This window comes from Kitasatospora sp. NPDC054768 (assembly GCF_053612025.1).
On sequence record NZ_JBSHBN010000001.1, the window covers coordinates 1 to 20,223 of the forward strand.

Genomic DNA, 20,223 nt, shown 5'->3' on the forward strand with positions numbered 1-20,223 from the left:
TGCCGGGCCACCGGGCCGGCGCACCGGGGTATACGGTGCTCACGGTCTGACGCATCCGGCGGGAGGCCGGCGTCCGGAACATCCCACGCCCGTCCTCCCGTTTCCTGGCCCGGCCGGATGAACACCCCGGCGCCCGGCTCGGTACCATGAAGATTCATCCCCTCCCGGTTGTCCCCGAACGTCCGGGCCCCGGCAGGGGCCGGCCCCGGTGCCCCGAGGAGTTGTCCTTGCCCGACGAGGTTGTGCCCACGGCCGCAGCGGCCGCCCCCGAAGACCGTCCCACGCCCTCGGGGGCCACCCCGGCACGCCCGGCGCCGACCTCCTCGCGTTCGCTCGGCCCCTCCGGCCGCGGTTCCACCGGTGGCATGCGCGCCCGCCTGGCCCGCCTCGGCGGCCAGCGTTCCAGCGTGCTGAACCCCGTCCTGGAGCCGCTGTTCCGCTCGATCCGGGCGAACGACCCCAAGGCCGACCCGGCGCTGCTGCGCGACATCGAGAAGGCGTACGCGGTGGCCGAGAAGTGGCACCGCGGACAGAAGCGCAAGAGCGGCGACCCGTACATCACCCACCCGCTGGCCGTCGCGACGATCCTGGCCGAGCTCGGCATGGACGCCCCGACCCTGATGGCCGGGCTGCTGCACGACACCGTCGAGGACACCGACTACGGCCTGGAGACCCTGCGCAAGGACTTCGGCGACTCGGTGGCCCTGCTGGTGGACGGCGTCACCAAGCTGGACCGGGTCAAGTTCGGCGAGGCCGCGCAGGCCGAGACCGTCCGCAAGATGGTCGTGGCGATGGCCAAGGACCCGCGGGTCCTGGTGATCAAGCTCGCCGACCGCCTGCACAACATGCGCACGATGCGCTACCTCAAGCGGGAGAAGCAGGAGAAGAAGGCCCGCGAGACGCTGGAGATCTACGCCCCGCTGGCGCACCGGCTGGGCATGAACACCATCAAGTGGGAGCTGGAGGACCTCGCCTTCGCGATCCTCTACCCCAAGATGTACGACGAGATCGTCCGGCTGGTCGCCGAGCGCGCCCCCAAGCGGGACGAGTACCTGGCGACCGTCATCGACCAGGTCCAGGCGGACCTGCGCGGTGCCCGGATCACCGCCTCCGTCACCGGCCGGCCGAAGCACTACTACTCGGTCTACCAGAAGATGATCGTCCGGGGCCGGGACTTCGCCGAGATCTACGACCTGGTGGGCATCCGGGTCCTGGTCGACACCGTCCGCGACTGCTACGCGGCGCTGGGCACCATCCACGCGCGGTGGAACCCGGTGCCGGGGCGGTTCAAGGACTACATCGCGATGCCCAAGTTCAACATGTACCAGTCGCTGCACACCACGGTGATCGGTCCCGGGGGCAAGCCGGTCGAGCTGCAGATCCGCACCTTCGACATGCACCGGCGGGCCGAGTACGGCATCGCCGCGCACTGGAAGTACAAGCAGCGCGCGGTGGCCGGGGCGTCCAAGGTCCGCACCGACACCCCGACCCAGGTCCGCAAGGAGGACAAGGCCGGCGCCGTCAACGAGATGGCCTGGCTGCGACAGCTGCTGGACTGGCAGAAGGAGACCGCCGACCCGGGCGAGTTCCTGGAGTCGCTCCGCTTCGACCTGGCCAGCAACGAGGTCTTCGTCTTCACCCCCAAGGGTGATGTGATAGCCCTGCCGGCCGGGGCCACCCCGGTCGACTTCGCCTTCGCGGTGCACACCGAGGTCGGCTACCGGACGATAGGCGCCCGGGTCAACGGGCGGCTGGTGCCGCTGGAGTCGACCCTGGAGAACGGCGACACCGTCGAGGTCTTCACCTCCAAGGCGGAGAACGCCGGACCCTCCCGGGACTGGCTGGGCTTCGTCAAGTCCCCGCGCGCCCGCAACAAGATCCGGGCCTGGTTCTCCAAGGAGCGCCGCGAGGAGGCGATCGAGCACGGCAAGGAGGCGATCGTCCGGGCGATGCGCAAGCAGGGCCTGCCGATCCAGCGGATCCTGACCGGCGACTCGCTGGTCACCCTGGCCCACGAGATGCGCTACCCCGACATCTCCTCGCTCTACGCCGCGATCGGCGAGGGCCACGTCGCCGCGCCGAACATCGTGCAGAAGCTGGTGCAGGCGCTCGGCGGCGAGGAGGGGGCGACCGAGGACCTGGCGGAGACCGCCACCCCGACCCACGACAACCGCCGCGCGGCGCGCCGCCGGGCCAAGGGCGACCCGGGCGTGATCGTCAAGGGCGTCGAGGACGTCTGGGTCAAGCTCTCCCGCTGCTGCACCCCGGTGCCCGGCGACCCGATCGTCGGCTTCGTGACCCGCGGCAACGGCGTCTCGGTGCACCGCGCCGACTGCGTCAACGTGGAGGCGCTGAGCCAGCAGCCGGAGCGCATGATCGACGTCGAGTGGGCGGCCACCCAGTCCTCGGTCTTCCTGGTGGCCATCCAGGTCGAGGCGCTGGACCGCTCCCGGCTGCTCTCGGACGTCACCCGGGTGCTCTCCGACCAGCACGTCAACATCCTGTCGGCGGCGGTGCAGACCTCCCGGGACCGGGTGGCGATGAGCCGCTTCACCTTCGAGATGGGCGACCCGAAGCACCTGGGCCACGTGCTCAAGGCGGTGCGCGGCGTCGAGGGCGTGTACGACGTCTACCGCGTCACCTCCGCCCGCAAGTAGCGCGCGGGTACGCGGAAGGCCCCCGGGAGCGTTCCCGGGGGCCTTCGCCGTTCAGCGCTCGGGGCGGTCAGCCGCTGAACTCCTCCTGGCTCCGGTGCGCCTGCTCCAGCAGGGTCTGCACGCCGGCCAGCTCGGACTCCAGCTTGGCGGTCCTGGACGCGTTGCCGGCCGCGCGGGCCTTGGCCAGGTCGGCCTGGATCTTGTCGGCCTTGGCCTGGAACAGGCCGACCATGCCGGCCGCGCGGGCCTTGGCCTCCGGGTTGGACCGCCTCCACTCGGCGTCCTCGGCCTCGCGGATGGCCCGCTCGACCGTGTTCAGCCGGCCGTCCAGCTTCGGACGGACCTCGCGCGGCACGTGGCCGATGGCCTCCCAGCGCTCGTTGACCTCGCGCAGCGCGGCCTTGGCGGTCTTGAGGTCGGTGATCGGCAGGATCGCCTCGGCCTCGGCGGCCAGCGCCTCCTTGAGCTTCTGGTTCTCCACCTGCTCGGCGTCCCGCTCGCTGAACACCGAGGAGCGGGCCTGGAAGAAGACGTCCTGGGCGCCGCGGAACCGCGCCCACAGCTCGTCCTCGATGTCCCGCTGGGCCCGGCCGGCGGACTTCCAGCGCGCCATCAGGTCGCGGTAGGCGGCCGCGGTGCTGCCCCACTCCGTGGACGAGGACAGCGCCTCGGCCTCGGTGACCAGCGCCTCCTTGGTCTGCCGGGCCTTCTCGCGCTCGGCGTCCAGGGTGGCGAAGTGCGCCTTGCGGTGCTTGGAGAAGACCGAGCGGGCGTGCGAGAAGCGGTGCCACAGCTCGTCGTCGCTCTTGCGGTCCAGCCGCGGCAGGCCCTTCCAGGTGTCCACCAGGGCGCGCAGCCGGTCCCCGGCCTCCCGCCACTGGGTCGACTCGGCGAGCTGCTCGGCCTCGGTGACCAGGGCCTCCTTGGCCGTACGGGCCTCGTCCTGGGCCTTGGCGCGAGCGGCCTTGCGCTCCTCGCGCCGGCTCTCGATCTCGCCGGCGAGCGTGTCCAGCCGCTTGGCCAGGCCCTCCAGGTCGCCGACCGCGTGTCCCTCGACCACCTGGGCGCGCAGGTGCTCCAGCGCGGTCTGGGCGTCCTTGGCGGCCAGGTCGGTGGTGCGCACCCGCTTCTCCAGCAGGCCGATCTCCACCTCGATGCCCTGGTACTTGCGCTCGAAGTAGGCGAGGGCCTCCTCGGGCGAGCCGGCCTGCCAGGAACCGACGACGCGTTCACCGTCGGCCGTCCTGACGTAGACCGTGCCCTGCTCGTCCACACGGCCCCACGGGTCGCTGCTCATAGCGCGTCCTCCACATGACGTCGCGCCCGCGCCGGGGCGGCGCGCGTCCGTCGTCCACAGTTGATGTGCGACGGACCGAAAGAGTCCGCCGTCCCCGTCCGCCGTGCCTTGCTGCCGAGGGTGACGGCCAGGCGGGTGCGGGCACCCTATACAACGCCAACATAGGCGACCGGGACCGGTGCTGTCCGCATCCGGGCCGGGCGATTTCGGTCCGGGGCCCTGCGGGGACGGCGCGCAGGCCGCCCCCGCAGGGCCCCGGAGTAGGTCAACCCTTCGCCACCGTAACGGAGTTGAAGGTGACGTCGGCCATCGGGTGGCCGTCCGGCGAGCCCTCCAGGGTGCCCGCGGCGGCGATCTTCTGCACCACGTCCAGGCCCCCGGTGATCTTGCCGAAGGGGGTGTAGTTCGGCGGCAGCTTGGTGTCCTTGTAGACCAGGAAGAACTGGCTGCCGTTGGTGCCCGGGCCGGAGTTGGCCATCGCCACGGTGCCGGCCGGGTAGGTCGCGCCGGTCAGGTTCTCGTCCGCGAACTTGTAGCCGGGGCCGCCGGTGCCGCCCGGGACGGTCGCGCTGGCGGTCGGGTCGCCGCACTGGAGCACGAAGATGCCGTCGGTGGTGAGCCGGTGGCACTTGGTGTGGTCGAAGTACTGCTCGCCGGCCAGGAAGGCGAAGGAGTTCACGGTGTGCGGGGCCTTCGCGGCCTCCAGCGCGATCGTCACCTTGCCGCAGTTGCTGTCCAGCGTCATGGCGTACGAGCCGCTCGGGTCGATCGTCATGGGCGGCTCGGCCTGCCACTGCTTGCCGTTGGGCGCGCCCGGCGCCGGAGCGGCGCAGCCCTCGACCGGCTTGCGGGTCGGGGTGGTCGGCTCGTCGGTGCTGGTCGGCGCCGCCTGGGCGCTGTTCGCCGAGGCCTTCTTGTCGCCCTTGTCGTCCGAGCTGAACGCGCCGGTGGCGATCAGGGTGCCACCGCCGGCCAGCACCACGACGGCGAGCGAGGCGCCCAGGATCGTGTTGCGCCGCCTGCGTGCGGCCGCGGCCGCGACCCGGCGCTCCAACTGGCGCTCGTACTTGTCTCGGGCGAGCTGCCGCCGCCGTTGTTCGCTGCTGACCACCGGCCGTGTCTCCTACGGATGTGCGGGAAAAGTGGATGGATTCCGGAGCGGATCATCGCATCCCTCGGCGGCCAAGTGTAGGGACCGGGCCTGTAAGAACCCGGTGAACCTGCCGGGCCGCCGCGCCCCGTCACCGCTATCTGGTTCGCAACCGGACCCGCGGCGCCGGTAGGCTGCACCTACATCACCACTGGCAGCGATCACCACTGGTAGCCGCCGCAGCCGACCGCCGCACACCCGAAGGACGCGCGTGTTCATCGCCGGATTCCCCGCTGGAGCCTGGGGCACCAACTGCTACCTGGTCGCTCCGGCGGCGGGCGAGGAGTGCGTCATCGTCGATCCCGGCCACCAGGCGGCCCGCGGCGTCGAGGACATGGTCCGCGAGCACCGGCTGAAGCCCGTCGCCGTGCTGCTCACCCACGGCCACATCGACCACGTGGCCTCGGTGGTCCCGGTCTGCGGCGCCCGCGGCGTCCCGGCCTGGATCCACCCCGAGGACCGGTACATGATGTCCGACCCGGAGAAGGCGCTCGGCCGCTCCCTGGGCACCCAGCTGATGGGCGAGCTCACCGTCGGCGAGCCCGACGACGTGCGCGAGCTCACCGACGGCAGCGTGCTGGAGCTGGCCGGCCTGAAGCTCACCGTGGACCACGCCCCGGGCCATACCGGGGGGTCGGTGACCTTCCGGACGCCCGGTGCCGAGGACCTCCCCCCGGTGCTGTTCTCGGGCGACCTGCTGTTCGCCGGCTCCATCGGGCGTACCGACCTCCCGGGCGGGGACAGCGCGGCGATCATGAACTCGCTGGCCCGGGTGTGCCTGCCCCTCGACGATTCCACCGTGGTCCTCTCCGGCCACGGCGGTCAGACCACCATCGGCCGCGAGCGCGCCACCAACCCCTACCTCCGACAGGCAGCGGGGGCGGCCGGCGCCCCGGCTTTCCCGCGACGAGGAATGTGACGGAAGAGAAGTTGAGCACCTTCACCGCCCCCAAGGGCACCTACGACCTGCTGCCCCCCAGCTCCGCGACGTTCCTGGCGATCCGCGAGCGCATCGCCGCGCCCGCCCGCCGGGCCGGCTACGGCTACGTCGAGACCCCGGTCTTCGAGGACGTGAAGCTGTTCTCCCGCGGTGTCGGCGAGTCCACCGACATCGTCTCCAAGGAGATGTACACCCTCACCACCAAGGGCGGCGACGAGCTGGCGCTGCGCCCGGAGGGCACCGCCTCGGTGCTGCGCGCCGCCCTCCAGGCCAACCTGCACAAGCAGGGCAACCTGCCGGTCAAGCTCTGGTACTCCGGCTCGTACTACCGCTACGAGCGGGCCCAGAAGGGCCGCTACCGCCAGTTCTCCCAGGTCGGTGCCGAGGCGATCGGCGCCGAGGACCCGGCGCTGGACGCCGAGCTGATCATCCTGGCCGACGACGCCTTCCGCTCGCTGGGCCTGGGCAACTACTCGCTGCTGCTCAACAGCCTCGGCGACAAGCAGTGCCGCCCGGTCTACCGCGCCGCCCTGATCGAGTTCCTCTCGGGCCTGGACCTGGACGAGGAGACCCGCCGCCGCGCCGAGATCAACCCGCTGCGCGTCCTCGACGACAAGCGCGAGTCGGTGCAGGCCCAGCTCACCGACGCCCCGATGCTCCGCGACTACCTGTGCGAGGAGTGCAAGGCGTACGACGAGAAGGTCCGCGAGCTGCTCACCGCCAACGGCGTCGCCTTCGTCGACGACCCGAAGCTGGTCCGCGGCCTGGACTACTACACCCGCACCACCTTCGAGTTCGTGCACAACGGCCTCGGCGCCCAGTCCGCGATCGGCGGCGGCGGCCGCTACGACGGCCTGTCCGAGATGATCGGCGGCCCCGCGCTGCCGTCCGTCGGCTGGGCCCTCGGCGTGGACCGCACCTTCCTGGCCCTGGAGGCCGAGGGCGTGGACCTCGACCTGCCGGCCGCCACCTCCGTCTACGCCGTCGCGCTCGGCGAGGAGGCCAAGAACATCCTGTTCGCCAAGGTGGTCGAGCTGCGCCGGGCCGGCGTCGCCACCGACCTCGCCTTCGGCGTCAAGAGCATCAAGAACGCCATGAAGTCCGCCGACCGGTCCGGCGCCCGCTTCGCCCTGATCGCCGGGGACCGGGACCTCGCCGAGGGCGTCGTCCAGCTCAAGGACCTGAGCACCGGCGAACAGGCCCCCGTCGCCCTCGACGCACTCGTCACCACCCTGAAGGAGAAGCAGCTGTGATCCGCACGCACGACGCGGGCACGCTCCGCCCGGAGCACGCAGGCACCACCGTCACCCTGGCCGGCTGGGTCGCCCGCCGCCGCGACCACGGCGGCGTCGCCTTCATCGATCTGCGCGACGCCTCCGGCACCGTGCAGATCGTGGTCCGCGACCTCGACTCGGTGCACGGCCTGCGCGCCGAGTACTGCGTCAAGGTCGTCGGCGACGTCCGGGTCCGCCCCGAGGGCAATGAGAACCCGGACATCCCGACCGGCGCGGTCGAGGTCGTCGTCAGCGCGATCGAGGTGCTCTCCGAGGCCGCCCCGCTGCCCTTCCCGGTCGCCGAGTACGAGCCGGGCACGGTCAACGAGGAGGTCCGGCTGCGCTACCGCTACCTGGACCTGCGCCGCGAGGGCCCGGCCAAGGGCCTGCGCCTGCGCTCCAAGGTCAACAACATCATCCGCCGGGTGATGGAGGAGAACGACTACCTCGACATCGAGACGCCGTACCTCACCCGTTCCACCCCCGAGGGCGCCCGCGACTTCCTGGTCCCGGTCCGCCTCCAGCCCGGCCACTGGTACGCCCTGCCGCAGTCGCCCCAGCTGTTCAAGCAGCTGCTGATGGTGGCCGGCATGGAGCGCTACTACCAGATCGCCCGCTGCTTCCGCGACGAGGACTTCCGCGCCGACCGGCAGCCGGAGTTCACCCAGCTGGACATCGAGGCCTCGTTCGTCGACCAGGAGGACATCCTGGCCCTCGGCGAGAAGATCATCGGCTCCGTCTGGCGCGAGGTCCACGGCTACGAGATCCCCAACCCGCTGCCGCGGATGACCTACGCGGACGCCATGGGCCGCTACGGCTCGGACAAGCCGGACGTCCGCTTCGGCCAGGAGCTCACCGACCTGACCGCGTACTTCAAGGGCACCGACTTCCGCGTCTTCCAGGCCCCGTACGTCGGCGCCGTGGTCATGCCCGGCGGTGCCTCGCAGCCGCGCAAGCAGCTGGACGCCTGGCAGGACTGGGCCAAGGCGCGCGGCGCCAGGGGCCTGGCCTACGTCCTCATCGACGCCGAGACCGGCGAGCTGCGCGGCCCGGTCGCCAAGAACCTCTCCGAGGAGCACCTGGCCGGCCTCGCCGCCGCCGCGGGCGCCAAGAACGGCGACGCGATCTTCTTCGCGGCCGGCAAGGAGCGCGCCTCGCAGGAGCTGCTCGGCGCCGCCCGTCTGGAGATCGGCCGCCGCTGCGAGCTGATCGACGAGTCCCAGTGGGCCTTCCTCTGGGTCGTCGACTTCCCGATGTTCGAGCCGATCGAGGACGACAAGGGACAGTTCCAGGGCTGGCACGCGGTGCACCACCCGTTCACCGCCCCGACCGCGGAGTCGCTGGCCACCTTCGACACCGACCCGGGCTCGGCGCTCTCCAACGCCTACGACCTGGTCCTCAACGGCTCGGAGCTGGGCGGCGGTTCGATCCGTATCCACCAGCGCGACGTGCAGAAGCGGGCGTTCGACGCGATCGGCCTCTCCGAGGAGGAGGCGGCCTCGCAGTTCGGCTTCCTGCTGGACGCCTTCAACTACGGCCCGCCGCCGCACGGTGGCGTCGCCTTCGGCCTGGACCGCATCGTCACGCTGCTGGGCGGGTACGACACCATCCGGGACGTCATCGCCTTCCCGAAGACGTCCACCGGCGGCGACCCGCTGACCGGCGCCCCGACCCCGATCACCCCGGCGCAGCGTCGCGAGGCCGGTGTGGACGCCCAGCCGAAGGTCCGCGAGGACGCCAAGGGCGAGGCTCAGCCCAAGTCCTGACGTCGCGTCATCCGCTAACCTGCAACGGCCCCGGACGGCTCGCCCGTCGTCCGGGGCCGGTCCACAACGGTGTGTGACACAGGGAGGGTTGACTCAATGCAGGTCACGACGAGAGTCGAATGTCCGGACGACGTCCCGGCGACCAGACGCGTCCACATGGCCGCGTTCCCGGGGCCGGACGAGGCGGATCTGGTGGACGCGCTGCGCCGCGATCCCGCCTGGCTGCCCGGGCTGTCCGTGGTGGCGGTCGACGGTGCCGGGCTGGTGATCGGACACGCGCTGCTGACCCGGCTGCGGGTCGGCGACGGCAAGGCGCTGGCGCTCGCGCCGGTCGCGGTGGCGCCCGAGTGGCAGCGCCGGGGCGTCGGCGAGCTGGTCGTCCGGGCCGTGCTGGCGGCGGCCGAGGAGGCGGGCGAGAAGCTCGTGGTCGTCCTCGGCGATCCGGAGTACTACGGGCGGTTCGGCTTCGCGCCGGCCGGGCGACACGAGGTCACCGGCCCGTTCGAGGTGCCGGAGGCGTACTTCCAGGCGCTGCCGCTGGCGGCGTACGACGGTGCCCCGCGCGGGCTCTGCCGCTACCCCGAGCCCTTCGTCGCCGTATAGAGCCTGCCTCCAGGCTCTTGCCCCACCCCGAGCGCCGCTCCCTCGGGCGCCTCTCCCGGGGCCGGTCCACGAGACCGGCCCGGTCGCCACGGCCTCGCCGACCTGCGGATCCGGCCGTCGGCGCCTACGGTGAATGCTCATCAGCATTCGACCGAACGGAGGACCCGAGGGTGGCCGAGCAGCGGCGGACCGGGAAGCCGGGGAAACTGGCCAGGAAGCCGTACGAGCGGGAGCTGCTGCGGCTCCAGGAGGAGCTGGTGAAGCTCCAGGAGTGGGTGCGGGCCGAGGGCGCCCGGCTGGTGGTGGTCTTCGAGGGACGCGACGCCGCCGGAAAGGGCGGAGCGATCAAGCGGGTGACGGAGTACCTGAACCCGCGCATCGCCCGGGTCGCGGCGCTGCCCACGCCGACCGAACGGCAGAAGACCCAGTGGTACTTCCAGCGGTACGTCGAGCACCTGCCGGCCGCCGGGGAGATCGTGCTGTTCGACCGCAGCTGGTACAACCGCGCGGGCGTCGAGCGCGTGATGGGCTTCTGCAACGACGAGGAGTACTGGCAGTTCCTGCACCAGTGCCCGACCTTCGAGCGGATGCTGACCGAGTCGGGCATCCTGCTGCGCAAGTACTGGTTCTCGGTGAGCGACACCGAGCAGGAGCGGCGCTTCCGGGACCGCCTGGGCGACCCGATGAAGGGCTGGAAGCTCTCCCCGATGGACGTCGAGTCGATCACCCGCTGGGAGGACTACTCGCGGGCCAAGGACGAGATGTTCATCCACACCGACACCCCGGACTCGCCCTGGCACGTGGTGGAGAGCGACGACAAGCGCCGGGCCCGGATCAACATGATCGCCCACCTGCTGTCCACCGTGCCGTACCGCGAGATCAAGGCCCGGCAGGTCGAACTGCCGCCCCGCCCCGCGTCGCGCGGCTACCAGCGGCCCCCGCGCGACCTGCAGAAGTACGTCCCGGACCACGCCGCCGGGCTGGAGTAGGGCGGGGCCCGTCGCGTGCCTTGCCGGGCTGTCCGGGGCCTCGCATAGGCTTCCGGTGTGGACGAACCGGACCTCTTCACCGCCGCAGCCGAGGAACGCCAGACCAGGGAGCCCGGCCGGGCGCCGCTGGCCGTACGGATGCGTCCGCGCACCCTGGACGAGGTGGCGGGGCAGCGGCAGCTGCTGAAGCCCGGCTCGCCGCTGCGCCGGCTGGTCGCGGGCTCGCGGGGCCCGGCGGCGACCAGTTCGGTGATCCTCTGGGGGCCGCCCGGCACCGGCAAGACCACCCTGGCGCACGTGATCAGCCAGGCGGTCGAGGGCCGCTTCGTGGAGCTGTCCGCGATCACCGCCGGGGTCAAGGAGGTCCGGGCGGTGATCGACGGCGCCCGGCGGGCGGTCGGGATGTCCGGCCGGGAGACGGTGCTCTTCCTGGACGAGATCCACCGCTTCTCCAAGGCCCAGCAGGACTCGCTGCTGCCGGCCGTGGAGAACCGCTGGGTGACCCTGATCGCGGCGACGACCGAGAACCCGTACTTCTCGGTGATCTCCCCGCTGCTGTCCCGCTCGCTGCTGCTCACCCTGGAGTCGCTGACCGACGAGGACATCCGGGCGCTGCTGCGCCGCGCGGTGGCCGACGAGCGCGGCCTGGAGGGCGCGCTGGAGCTGTCCGCGGAGGCCGAGGACCACCTGGTGCGGCTGGCCGGCGGGGACGCCCGGCGGGCGCTCACCACCCTGGAGGCGGCGGCCGGTGCGGCGCTGGAGAAGGGCGAGTCGAGCATCACGCTGGCCACCACCGAGACGGCGGTCAACCAGGCGGCGGTGCGCTACGACAAGGACGGCGACCAGCACTACGACGTGGCGAGCGCGCTGATCAAGTCGATCCGCGGCAGCGACGTGGACGCCACCCTGCACTACCTGGCCCGGATGATCGAGGCGGGGGAGGACCCGCGGTTCATCGCCCGCCGGCTGATGATCTCGGCCAGCGAGGACGTCGGCCTGGCCGACCCGACGGCCCTGCAGACGGCGGTGGCGGCGGCCCAGGCGGTGGCCCTGATCGGCTTCCCGGAGGCCCGGATCATCCTCTCCCAGGCGGCCATCGCGCTGGCCCTGGCGCCCAAGTCCAACGCCGCCTACCTGGCGATCGACGCGGCGCTGGCGGACGTCCGGCAGGGCCTGGCGGGCGCCGTCCCGCCCCACCTGCGCGACGCGCACTACGGCGGCGCGGGCAAGCTCGGCCACGGCCAGGGCTACCGGTACCCGCACGACCTGCCGGAGGGCATCGCCGCCCAGCAGTACGCGCCGGACGCGGTGCACGGCAAGGAGTACTACCGCCCGACCAGGCGCGGCGGCGAGGCCCGGTACGCGGACGTGGTGGAGTGGACGCGCGGGCGGCTGCGGGGGGAGCGCAGGGTGGAGGGCAAGGCCGGGAAGAAGGACGGGAAGGCGCCCGCGAAGCCGGAGCAGAAGGCCGAGGAGCGGCCCGGGGAAAAGGGCGAGTGATCCACCGGTATACTCGGTCGGAGTGCCATGTCCCGGGACGGCGGCGGGGGAGACCCCACCGACCGGCCGCACCAGCGGGACACCGGCCGTAGGCCCCCTCCGAGGGGCCCGCACCAGGAGCGTCGCGCACCGTTTCGGTGTCGCGGGCGGCCCAGATTCTGGGCCGGTCCGTGTGACCAGCACGTTCGTGCCCGGCTCCGGAGAGCGGCTGACCGCATCGCCTCGGCGATGGGTTGTCTCCGGGTCGCGAGATGCGACCTCCGTCAACACCTGGTGAAGCCGTATTCGTAAGCAAGGAAGGTTTGGTTCATGGCGAACCAGAAGCGTCCCAAGGTCAAGATCGCGCGTGCGCTCGGCGTGCCGCTGACCCCGAAGTCCGTCAAGTACTTCGAGGCCCGCCCGTACCCGCCCGGCCAGCACGGCCGTGGCCGCAAGCAGAACTCGGACTACAAGGTCCGTCTGCTCGAGAAGCAGCGTCTGCGCGCCCAGTACGACCTGAGCGAGAAGCAGATGGCGCGCGCGTTCGACCGCGCGAAGAAGGCCGAGGGCAAGACCGGTGAGGCGCTCGTCGCCGACCTGGAGACCCGTCTGGACTCGCTGGTGCTGCGTTCGGGCATCGCCCGCACCATCTACCAGGCCCGCCAGATGGTCGTCCACGGCCACATCGAGGTCAACGGCGGCAAGGTCAACAAGCCGTCGTTCCAGATGAAGCCGGGCTTCGTGGTGACCGTCCGCGAGCGCAGCAAGGAGAAGGTCCCCTTCCAGGTCGCCCGTGAGGGTGGCTACGCGGGTGAGGGCCAGACCCCGAAGTACCTCGAGGTCAACCTGAAGGCCCTGGCCTTCCGCCTGGACCGTGCGCCGCAGCGCAAGGAGGTCCCGGTGATCTGTGACGAGCAGCTGGTCGTCGAGTACTACTCGCGCTGACCCGGTTCCGCTCTTCGCGACACCACGAGCGAGCCCCCGCCGCCTTTCGAGGCGACGGGGGCTCGCCCCTTTTCCGTGCTGTCCTTCCCGCTGCCGTCAGATGCTCTCGCCGGTCATCGCGGCGGCCAGCCGCAGGTGCGGGCGGGCCTCCTCGGGCCGGCCCTGGCGCTCCAGGGTGCGGCCGAGCATCAGCCGGGCGTAGTCCTCGGCCGGGTCGGCCTCCAGGATCCGCAGCAGCTCCGCCTCGGCGCGGCGGAGCTGGGCCGAGTGGAAGTAGCTGCGGGCCAGCAGCATCCGGACGGAGAGGTTGGTCGGCTCCTCGGCCAGGACACCTTCGAGCGTGCGCGCCGCGTCGGTGTACGCCTTGGAATCGAAGTAGAACTTCGCCATGCGGTACTCGTTGGCGGCGTTGTGGACGGCCATGATGCTCCTTCCGGGCAGTTCCTTGCCTCCTCAAGCAATCGGCAAGTTTCAACTATTCCGCGCCGTCGAGGGCGCCGGCGCGGGCGGCACCGAGCGGGGGTCCCGCGCCGTTTCCGGGCCCTGCGCCCTGCGCCCGGCCCCCGCCGCCGAGCGCCCGGGCGACCGCCGCGTCCAGGTCCAGCAGGGTCCCGGCCTCGTAGCACTCCTCGTACTCCTGGGCGGTCAGCCCGGCCCGGGCCCGCTCGGCGCACTCCTGGTGGGGGCCGAAGAAGTTCCGCGAGCCCAGGAACGGGTTGCCGACCGTGCGCCAGATCCGGTGCGCGGCCCCCTGCAGCACCCGGGCCTCGCGCAGGTCGCCCGGCTCGCCCGGCTCGCCCGGCTCGCCCGGTCCGCTCGGCTCGGTCTCCAGCAGTGCCAGCAGGTCGATGCCCAGCACGATGCCGAGCCGGTCGCGGAAGAGGTGGTTCAGCCGCACGCACTCCCGGGCCAGCGCCCGGGCGGGCTGCACGGCGCCGTCCAGCCAGTGCGAGTACGCCATCGCGTAGAGCACGTACCCGTAGGCCCACTGCTCGCCGTGCTCCTCGCACAGCTCGCGGGCCTGGCCGAACCAGAGCTCGCCGCTGTCCGGATCGCCCTGGAAGAGGTGGGCCAGGCCCAGCTCCAGCATGGCCATCACCACGTTGCTGTTGAGCTCGCCGATGGTCCGGTAGTGCCAGAGCGCCTCCTCGAACAGTTCGGCGGCCCGGTCGGGGTCGTCGCCGACCAGGGCGACGCAGCCCTGGCGGTGGACGGCGTAGGCCAGCGCCCGGTCGTCGCCGGTGTCCAGGGCCTGCCGGCGGCACTCCTCCAGTGCCGGGCGGGCGAAGCCGAGGTCGCCCTGGAGGGTGGCCATGTAGCCGGTCACCCAGAGGGCCTTGGCCCGGGCCTCGGTGGGCTCGCGGTCCAGCGCGAGCGCGCGGTCCAGCCAGTGCCGGCCCTCGCCGAGGTGGCCGCAGCCGATCCAGTAGAACCAGAGCGTGCCGGCCAGCAGCAGGGCGATCTGCTCCTCGCCCGGCTCGGCGAGGCAGAACTCCAGCGCCGCGCGCAGGTTGCCGTGGGCGAGCCCGGTGCGCTCGGCGGTCTCCGCCTGCCGGGGGCCGAACCACTCGACCTCGCCCCAGGTGGCGACGCCCAAGTACCAGTCCCGGTGGCGGCGCAGCAGCCGCTGCTCCTCGCCGGCGGCGCGCAGCCACTGGCCGCCGTACTCGCGCAGGGTGTCCAGCAGCCGGAAGCGCACGCCGAAGGCGCTGTCCTCGCGCAGCACCACGGACTGGGCGACCAGCTCGTCGAGCAGGTCGAGGACCTCCTCGGCCTCGATGCCCTCGCCGGCGCAGACGTACTCGGCGGCCTCCAGGTCGAATCCGCCGGCGAAGGCCGACAGGCGGGCCCAGAGTAAACGTTCCTGCACGGTGCACAGCTCATGGCTCCAGCCGACCGTCGTGCGCAGCGTCCGGTGCCGCGGCAGGGCCGTCCGGGAGCCGCAGGTGAGCAGCCGGAAACGGTCGTCCAGCCGGGCGGTGACCTGCTCCACCGACAGCGCGCGCAGCCGGCCGGCGGCCAGCTCCAGGGCCAGCGGGATGCCGTCCAGCCGGCGGCAGAGCAGCGCGACCGCCTCCGCGTTGGCCTCCGTCACCTCGAAGGACGGCAGCACCGCCCCGGCCCGTTCGACGAACAGCCGCACCGCGTCCGGCAGCGCGTCCGGCCGCACCGGGCCGGAGGGCGCCGGGCCGACCGGCAGCGGCGTGAGGGCCAGCAGGTGCTCGCCCGAGGCCCGCAGGGTGGTGCGGCTGGTGGTCAGCAGCCGCAGGCCGGGCAGCGCCCGCAGCAGCGCGTCGGCCAACTCGGCGCAGGCCTCCACCAGGTGCTCGCAGCCGTCCAGCACCAGCAGCAGACGCCGGCCCTCCAGCCGCTCGATCAGGACGTCCAGCGGCGGACGGGCGGAGCCGTCGGCGAGCCGCAGCGCCTCCAGGACGGCGTGGCCGAGCAGCAGCGGGTCCTGCACCGGGGCCACGTCCACCAGCCAGGTGCCGTCCGGGAAGGCGTCGGCCGCCCGGGCCGCCGCGCGCAGGGCCAGCCGGCTCTTGCCCACGCCGCCCGGCCCGGTGACGGTCACCAGCCGGGCCGAGTCCAGCAGCCCGGCCAGCTCGGCCAGTTCGCCCCGCCGCCCGACGAAGCCGGTCACCTCGGCCGGCAGCCGGCCGGGCTCCGGCCCGTGCGGCCCCGCCGCGGGCTCCCCGGGCGGTGCTGTCCAGTCCCCGGCCAAAGGCTGCTCCCCGTGCTCCAGGCCGGACCGGTCGGGGTCCGGACGTGCGTCGGGCCGTACGGGCGACGGCCTGCCAGGCAGAACGAGGTGACCGATCGGTAGGTTACGCGCGCGGATCGCACACCCGACCGGATCGCCGGGCGAACAACCCGGTCCGGAAACCGGGCCTGGGCGCGATAGGGTTTCCTGCTGGGGCCTGTCTGACAGGCCCAGGAGAACTGCAAGGCGAGGGAGCGCGCAAAGGTGTCCGTGGGAGAGCTGGCCGGATTGCTCGTCGCCGTGTTCTGGGCGGTCCTGGTCACCCTGCTCGCCGTGGTGCTGGTCCGCCTCTCGCGGGTGCTCAAGGAGGCCGCCGTCCTGGTCTCCGCGGTCACCGAACAGGCCGTTCCGCTGCTGACCGACGCGGGCGCCGCGGTGCGCAGCGCCAACGAGCAGCTGGAGCGGGTCGACGAGATCACCGCCAACGTGCAGGACGCCGCCGCCAACGCCAACGCGCTCTCCTCCACCGTGGCCGCCACCCTGGGCGGACCGCTGGTGAAGGTCGCGGCGTTCAGCTACGGCGTGCGCAAGGCCGTCGCCCGGCAGCAGGGCGGCCTGCCGCCGGTGCCGGCGCAGGCCGGCGAGCGCGAGGAGCTGGCCCGGCTGATCCGGGCCGAGGTGCGCGCCGCGACCGCGCCCAGGAGCGGCCTGTTCTCCCGGGTCCGGCGCGCGGTGAGGGGCTGACGGCATGGTGCGACGCATCTTCTGGATGGCGGTCGGCGCCGGCGCCACCGTCTGGGCCATGAACAAGGCCAACGAGGCCGTGCACCGGCTCACCCCGGACAGCCTCTCCGGCACCGCCGCCCGCGGCGCGCTGCACCTGGGCGACCTGGCCAAGCAGTTCGCCCGGGACGTGCAGGCCGGCATGGCCGAGCGCGAGGAGCAGTTGAAGGACGACCTCGGGCTGCACGGCACCGCCGTGGTGGAGCCCCGCGGCGACCGCCGGTCCCTCCTGGGGAAGCGTTCCGCGCCGCCCCCCTCCGGCGAGCCGCAGTACCGAGCTATCTCGGCGGCGCCCGGTAGCCCGGCCGCCGCCCTGCCTCCGTCCCGCAGCTCCCGCACCACGCCCCGGACCACTGAAGAAACGCCCCGCCGCGCCCTGCCGCCGCGGGGCGGCACCCCGAACCGGAAGGACCACTAATGGAGTCGGCTGAGATCCGCCGCCGCTGGCTGCGCTTCTTCGAGGAGCGCGGCCACACCGTCGTTCCGTCGGCGTCCCTGGTCGCCGACGACCCCACCCTGCTGCTCGTCAACGCCGGCATGGTGCCGTTCAAGCCCTACTTCCTGGGCGAGGTCAAGCCGCAGTTCTCGCGCGCCACCAGCGTCCAGAAGTGCGTGCGCACCCTGGACATCGAGGAGGTCGGGAAGACCACCCGGCACGGCTCCTTCTTCCAGATGTGCGGCAACTTCTCCTTCGGCGACTACTTCAAGGAAGGAGCCATCAAGTTCGCGTGGGACCTGCTCACCACCCCCGTCGCGGACGGTGGCTACGGCCTGGAGAAGGAGAAGCTCTGGATCACCGTCTACAAGGACGACGACGAGGCCGAGCAGATCTGGCGTGACGTCATCGGCGTGCCCTCGGAGCGCATCCAGCGCCTGGGCATGAAGGACAACTTCTGGTCGATGGGCGTCCCCGGCCCGTGCGGCCCGTGCTCGGAGATCAACTACGACCGCGGCCCCGCGTACGGCGAGGAGGGCGGCCCGGCCGTCAACGGCGAGCGCTACCTGGAGATCTGGAACCTGGTCTTCATGCAGTACGAGCGCGGCCACGGCGACGGCAAGGACGGCTTCGAGATCCTCGGCGACCTGCCGAGCAAGAACATCGACACCGGCCTCGGCCTGGAGCGCCTCGCCGCCATCCTGCAGGACGTCGACAACCTCTTCGAGATCGACACCAGCCGGATGATCCTCGACCGCGCCGCCGAGCTCACCGGCCACACCTACGGCGCCGACCACAAGTCGGACGTTTCGCTGCGCGTGGTCACCGACCACATCCGCACCGCGCTGATGCTGGTCGGCGACGGCGTCACCCCCGGCAACGAGGGCCGCGGCTACGTGCTGCGCCGCATCCTGCGCCGCGCCATCCGCAACATGCGCCTGCTGGGCGCCACCGAGCCGGTGGCCAAGGAGCTCATCGACGTCGCGATCAAGGCGATGGCCCCGCAGTACCCCGAGCTGGAGAGCGACCGCAAGCGCATCGAGACGGTCGTCGTCGGCGAGGAGGGCGCCTTCCTCCAGACCCTGAAGGCCGGCACCAGCCTGCTGGACGTCGCGGTCACCGAGACCAAGCAGGCCGGCGGCGCGGTGCTCTCCGGCGAGCAGGCGTTCAAGCTGCACGACACCTACGGCTTCCCGATCGACCTCACCCTGGAGATGGCCGAGGAGCAGGGCCTTCAGGTGGACGAGTCCGGCTTCCGCCGCCTGATGCAGGAGCAGCGGGACCGGGCCAAGGCGGACGCCAAGGCCAAGAAGATGGGCCACGCCGACGTCGCCGCGTACCGCGAGGTCGCCGACAAGTCCGGCGCGAGCGTCTTCACCGGCTACGCCCTCACCGAGGGCGAGGCCACCGTGGTCGGCCTGCTGGTGGACGGCGTCCCGTCGCCGGCCGCCTCCGAGGGCGACGAGGTCGAGATCATCCTCGACCGCACCCCGTTCTACGCCGAGGGCGGCGGCCAGCTCGCCGACCAGGGCCGGATCCGGCTGGAGTCCGGCGCGGTGGTGGAGATCCGCGACGTGCAGCAGCCCGTCCCGGGCGTCGTCGTGCACTCCGGCGGGGTGCTGTTCGGCGAGGTCGTGCTGGGCGCCTCGGCGTACGCCACGATCGACATCGAGCGCCGCCGGGCGATCGCCCGTGCCCACTCGGCCACCCACCTGACCCACCAGGCGCTGCGCGACGCGCTCGGCCCGACGGCCGCCCAGGCCGGCTCCGAGAACGCCCCCGGCCGCTTCCGCTTCGACTTCGGCTCGCCCGCCGCCGTTCCCGGCAGCGTGCTGGTCGACGTCGAGCAGAAGATCAACGACGTGCTGGGCCGCGAGCTGGAGGTCACCGCCGAGGTCATGACGATGGACCAGGCCCGCAAGGCCGGCGCCATCGCGATGTTCGGCGAGAAGTACGGCGACGAGGTCCGGGTCGTCACCATCGGCGACTTCTCCAAGGAGCTGTGCGGTGGCACCCACGTCGGCAACACCGCCCAGCTGGGCCTGGTGAAGCTGCTCGGCGAGTCCTCGATCGGCTCCGGCGTGCGCCGCGTCGAGGCGCTGGTCGGCACCGACGCGTACCGCTTCCTGGCCCGTGAGCACACCGTGGTCGCCCAGCTCACCGAGCTGGTCAAGGGCCGCCCGGAGGAGCTGCCGGAGAAGATCTCGGGCATGCTCGCCAAGCTCAAGGACGCCGAGAAGGAGATCGAGCGCTTCCGCGCCGAGAAGGTGCTGGCCGCCGCGGCGGGTCTGGCCGACTCGGCCGAGGACGTGCACGGCATCGCCGTGGTCGCCGCGCAGGTCGCCGACGGCGTGGGCGCGGACGAGCTGCGCAAGCTGGTCCTGGACGTGCGCGGCCGCCTCGGCGCGCGCCCGGCCGTGGTCGCCGCCTTCACCGTCGCCAACGACCGCCCGCTGACCGTGATCGCCACCAACGAGGACGCCCGCGGCCGTGGCATCAAGGCCGGCGAGCTGGTCCGGACCGCCGCCAAGACCCTCGGCGGCGGCGGTGGCGGCAAGGACGACGTCGCCCAGGGCGGCGGCTCCAACCCGGCCGCGGTCGGCGAGGCCATCGCCGCGGTGCGCGGCCTGGTCGCGGAGCGCGCCAGCTGATGGAGCAGGAGGAGAGGCCCTTCCGGCGTGGGCGGCGGATCGCCGTCGACGTCGGGGACGCCCGGATCGGGGTCGCGTCCTGCGACCCCGACGGGGTGCTCGCCACGCCCGTGGAGACCGTCCCGGCCGGGGTGAAGTCGCAGGCCAGGATCGCCGCCATCGTCGACGAGTACGGCGCGATGGAGGTGATCGTCGGGCTGCCGCGCTCGCTCAGCGGCAAGGAGGGCCCGGCGGCGGAGAAGGTCCGGGCGTACGCGGCCCGGCTGGCCGACCGGCTCTATCCGGTGCCGGTGCGGCTGGTGGACGAGCGGATGTCGACCGTCACCGCGACCCACGGGCTGCGCGCCTCGGGGGTCAAGGCGAAGAAGGGCCGCTCGGTGGTGGACCAGGCCGCCGCGGTGGTGATCCTCCAGACCGCCCTTGAGTCCGAACGGGTGAGCGGACGCCCGCCCGGTGAGAGCGTCGAGGCGGTCGGCTGACCGGTCTGATCTAACGTCCCGTTTGAGGGGTCCGTGCGGACGCGTCCGCACGGACCCTTTTTCGTTCGCT

Annotated in this window: 16 protein-coding genes; 12 read left to right on the forward strand and 4 right to left on the reverse strand. The window is 72.4% G+C overall.

Features of this window, described 5'->3' with window-relative positions; genetic code table 11:
* Nucleotides 1-146: 146 nt before the first annotated feature.
* Nucleotides 147-2,657, forward strand: coding sequence for a RelA/SpoT family protein (locus ACWGKU_RS00005; protein ID WP_452178331.1), 2,511 nt, complete (start codon nt 147-149; stop codon nt 2,655-2,657).
* Nucleotides 2,658-2,724: 67 nt separating this feature from the next.
* On the opposite strand, the gene ACWGKU_RS00010 is transcribed toward ACWGKU_RS00005, so the two are convergent.
* Nucleotides 2,725-3,954, reverse strand: coding sequence for a DUF349 domain-containing protein (locus ACWGKU_RS00010; RefSeq protein ID WP_452178332.1), 1,230 nt, complete (start codon nt 3,952-3,954; stop codon nt 2,725-2,727).
* 265 nt (nt 3,955-4,219) lie between these two features.
* A complete protein-coding gene (locus ACWGKU_RS00015; RefSeq protein WP_380546473.1) occupies nt 4,220-5,065 on the reverse strand; it encodes a peptidylprolyl isomerase in 846 nt (281 codons plus the stop codon).
* A 250-nt stretch (nt 5,066-5,315) separates the two neighbouring features.
* On the opposite strand from ACWGKU_RS00015, the gene ACWGKU_RS00020 reads away from it, so the two are divergent.
* The 7 genes from ACWGKU_RS00020 (at nt 5,316) to rpsD (ending at nt 13,100) form a co-directional block, all read left to right on the forward strand.
* Nucleotides 5,316-6,023 carry an MBL fold metallo-hydrolase gene (locus ACWGKU_RS00020; RefSeq protein ID WP_380351198.1) on the forward strand — a complete coding sequence of 236 codons (708 nt, stop codon included), beginning with the start codon at nt 5,316-5,318 and terminating at the stop codon, nt 6,021-6,023.
* A gap of 11 nt (nt 6,024-6,034) precedes the next feature.
* A complete protein-coding gene (gene hisS, locus ACWGKU_RS00025) occupies nt 6,035-7,297 on the forward strand; it encodes a histidine--tRNA ligase (protein ID WP_359897464.1) in 1,263 nt (420 codons plus the stop codon).
* On the forward strand, nt 7,294-9,084 hold the full coding sequence (aspS, locus tag ACWGKU_RS00030) for an aspartate--tRNA ligase (RefSeq protein ID WP_380546471.1): 1,791 nt from the start codon (nt 7,294-7,296) through the stop codon (nt 9,082-9,084). The genes hisS and aspS overlap by 4 nt, the downstream gene beginning before the upstream one ends.
* Before the next feature lie 96 nt (nt 9,085-9,180).
* Entirely contained in the window at nt 9,181-9,687 is a 507-nt protein-coding gene (locus tag ACWGKU_RS00035) for a GNAT family N-acetyltransferase (protein WP_380546469.1), read from the forward strand.
* Nucleotides 9,688-9,857: 170 nt separating this feature from the next.
* Nucleotides 9,858-10,676: a polyphosphate kinase 2 gene (ppk2, locus tag ACWGKU_RS00040; RefSeq protein ID WP_452178333.1), complete on the forward strand. Its 819-nt coding sequence runs from the start codon at nt 9,858-9,860 to the stop codon at nt 10,674-10,676.
* A gap of 57 nt (nt 10,677-10,733) precedes the next feature.
* Nucleotides 10,734-12,176, forward strand: coding sequence for a replication-associated recombination protein A (locus ACWGKU_RS00045; RefSeq protein WP_401050590.1), 1,443 nt, complete (start codon nt 10,734-10,736; stop codon nt 12,174-12,176).
* Nucleotides 12,177-12,485: 309 nt separating this feature from the next.
* Nucleotides 12,486-13,100 (forward strand): 30S ribosomal protein S4, encoded by a 615-nt coding sequence (gene rpsD, locus ACWGKU_RS00050; RefSeq protein WP_030240707.1) that lies wholly within the window; start codon nt 12,486-12,488, stop codon nt 13,098-13,100.
* A gap of 96 nt (nt 13,101-13,196) precedes the next feature.
* Here rpsD and ACWGKU_RS00055 read toward each other — a convergent pair whose 3' ends face one another.
* Together ACWGKU_RS00055 and ACWGKU_RS00060 are read right to left on the reverse strand one after the other, a co-directional pair.
* Nucleotides 13,197-13,523 carry a tetratricopeptide repeat protein gene (locus ACWGKU_RS00055; RefSeq protein ID WP_359897459.1) on the reverse strand — a complete coding sequence of 109 codons (327 nt, stop codon included), beginning with the start codon at nt 13,521-13,523 and terminating at the stop codon, nt 13,197-13,199.
* A gap of 52 nt (nt 13,524-13,575) precedes the next feature.
* On the reverse strand, nt 13,576-15,825 hold the full coding sequence (locus ACWGKU_RS00060) for an ATP-binding protein (protein ID WP_452178334.1): 2,250 nt from the start codon (nt 15,823-15,825) through the stop codon (nt 13,576-13,578).
* Nucleotides 15,826-16,068: 243 nt separating this feature from the next.
* On the opposite strand from ACWGKU_RS00060, the gene ACWGKU_RS00065 reads away from it, so the two are divergent.
* The 4 genes from ACWGKU_RS00065 to ruvX are packed head-to-tail and all read left to right on the forward strand — an operon-like array spanning nt 16,069 to nt 20,153.
* Complete coding sequence (locus ACWGKU_RS00065) at nt 16,069-16,548, forward strand: DUF948 domain-containing protein (RefSeq protein WP_359897457.1); 480 nt, start codon at nt 16,069-16,071, stop codon at nt 16,546-16,548.
* A 4-nt stretch (nt 16,549-16,552) separates the two neighbouring features.
* Nucleotides 16,553-17,005, forward strand: a complete 453-nt coding sequence (locus ACWGKU_RS00070; protein ID WP_401048289.1) for a DUF6167 family protein — start codon at nt 16,553-16,555, stop codon at nt 17,003-17,005.
* Complete coding sequence (gene alaS / locus ACWGKU_RS00075; protein WP_452178335.1) at nt 17,005-19,674, forward strand: alanine--tRNA ligase; 2,670 nt, start codon at nt 17,005-17,007, stop codon at nt 19,672-19,674. Before ACWGKU_RS00070 ends, alaS begins: the two co-directional genes overlap by 1 nt.
* Entirely contained in the window at nt 19,674-20,153 is a 480-nt protein-coding gene (ruvX, locus tag ACWGKU_RS00080) for a Holliday junction resolvase RuvX (RefSeq protein WP_387691946.1), read from the forward strand. The genes alaS and ruvX overlap by 1 nt, the downstream gene beginning before the upstream one ends.
* The last annotated feature ends 70 nt before the right edge of the window (nt 20,154-20,223 follow it).

Coding starts and splice junctions, on each gene's coding strand:
- ACWGKU_RS00055 (WP_359897459.1), bottom strand. CDS start 13,523: ATGGCCGTCCACAACGCCGCCAACGAGTACCGCATGGCGAAGTTCTAC.
- rpsD (WP_030240707.1), top strand. CDS start 12,486: ATGGCGAACCAGAAGCGTCCCAAGGTCAAGATCGCGCGTGCGCTCGGC.
- ruvX (WP_387691946.1), top strand. CDS start 19,674: ATGGAGCAGGAGGAGAGGCCCTTCCGGCGTGGGCGGCGGATCGCCGTC.
- alaS (WP_452178335.1), top strand. CDS start 17,005: ATGGAGTCGGCTGAGATCCGCCGCCGCTGGCTGCGCTTCTTCGAGGAG.
- ACWGKU_RS00005 (WP_452178331.1), top strand. CDS start 147: ATGAAGATTCATCCCCTCCCGGTTGTCCCCGAACGTCCGGGCCCCGGC.
- ACWGKU_RS00070 (WP_401048289.1), top strand. CDS start 16,553: ATGGTGCGACGCATCTTCTGGATGGCGGTCGGCGCCGGCGCCACCGTC.
- ACWGKU_RS00010 (WP_452178332.1), bottom strand. CDS start 3,954: ATGAGCAGCGACCCGTGGGGCCGTGTGGACGAGCAGGGCACGGTCTAC.
- ACWGKU_RS00035 (WP_380546469.1), top strand. CDS start 9,181: ATGCAGGTCACGACGAGAGTCGAATGTCCGGACGACGTCCCGGCGACC.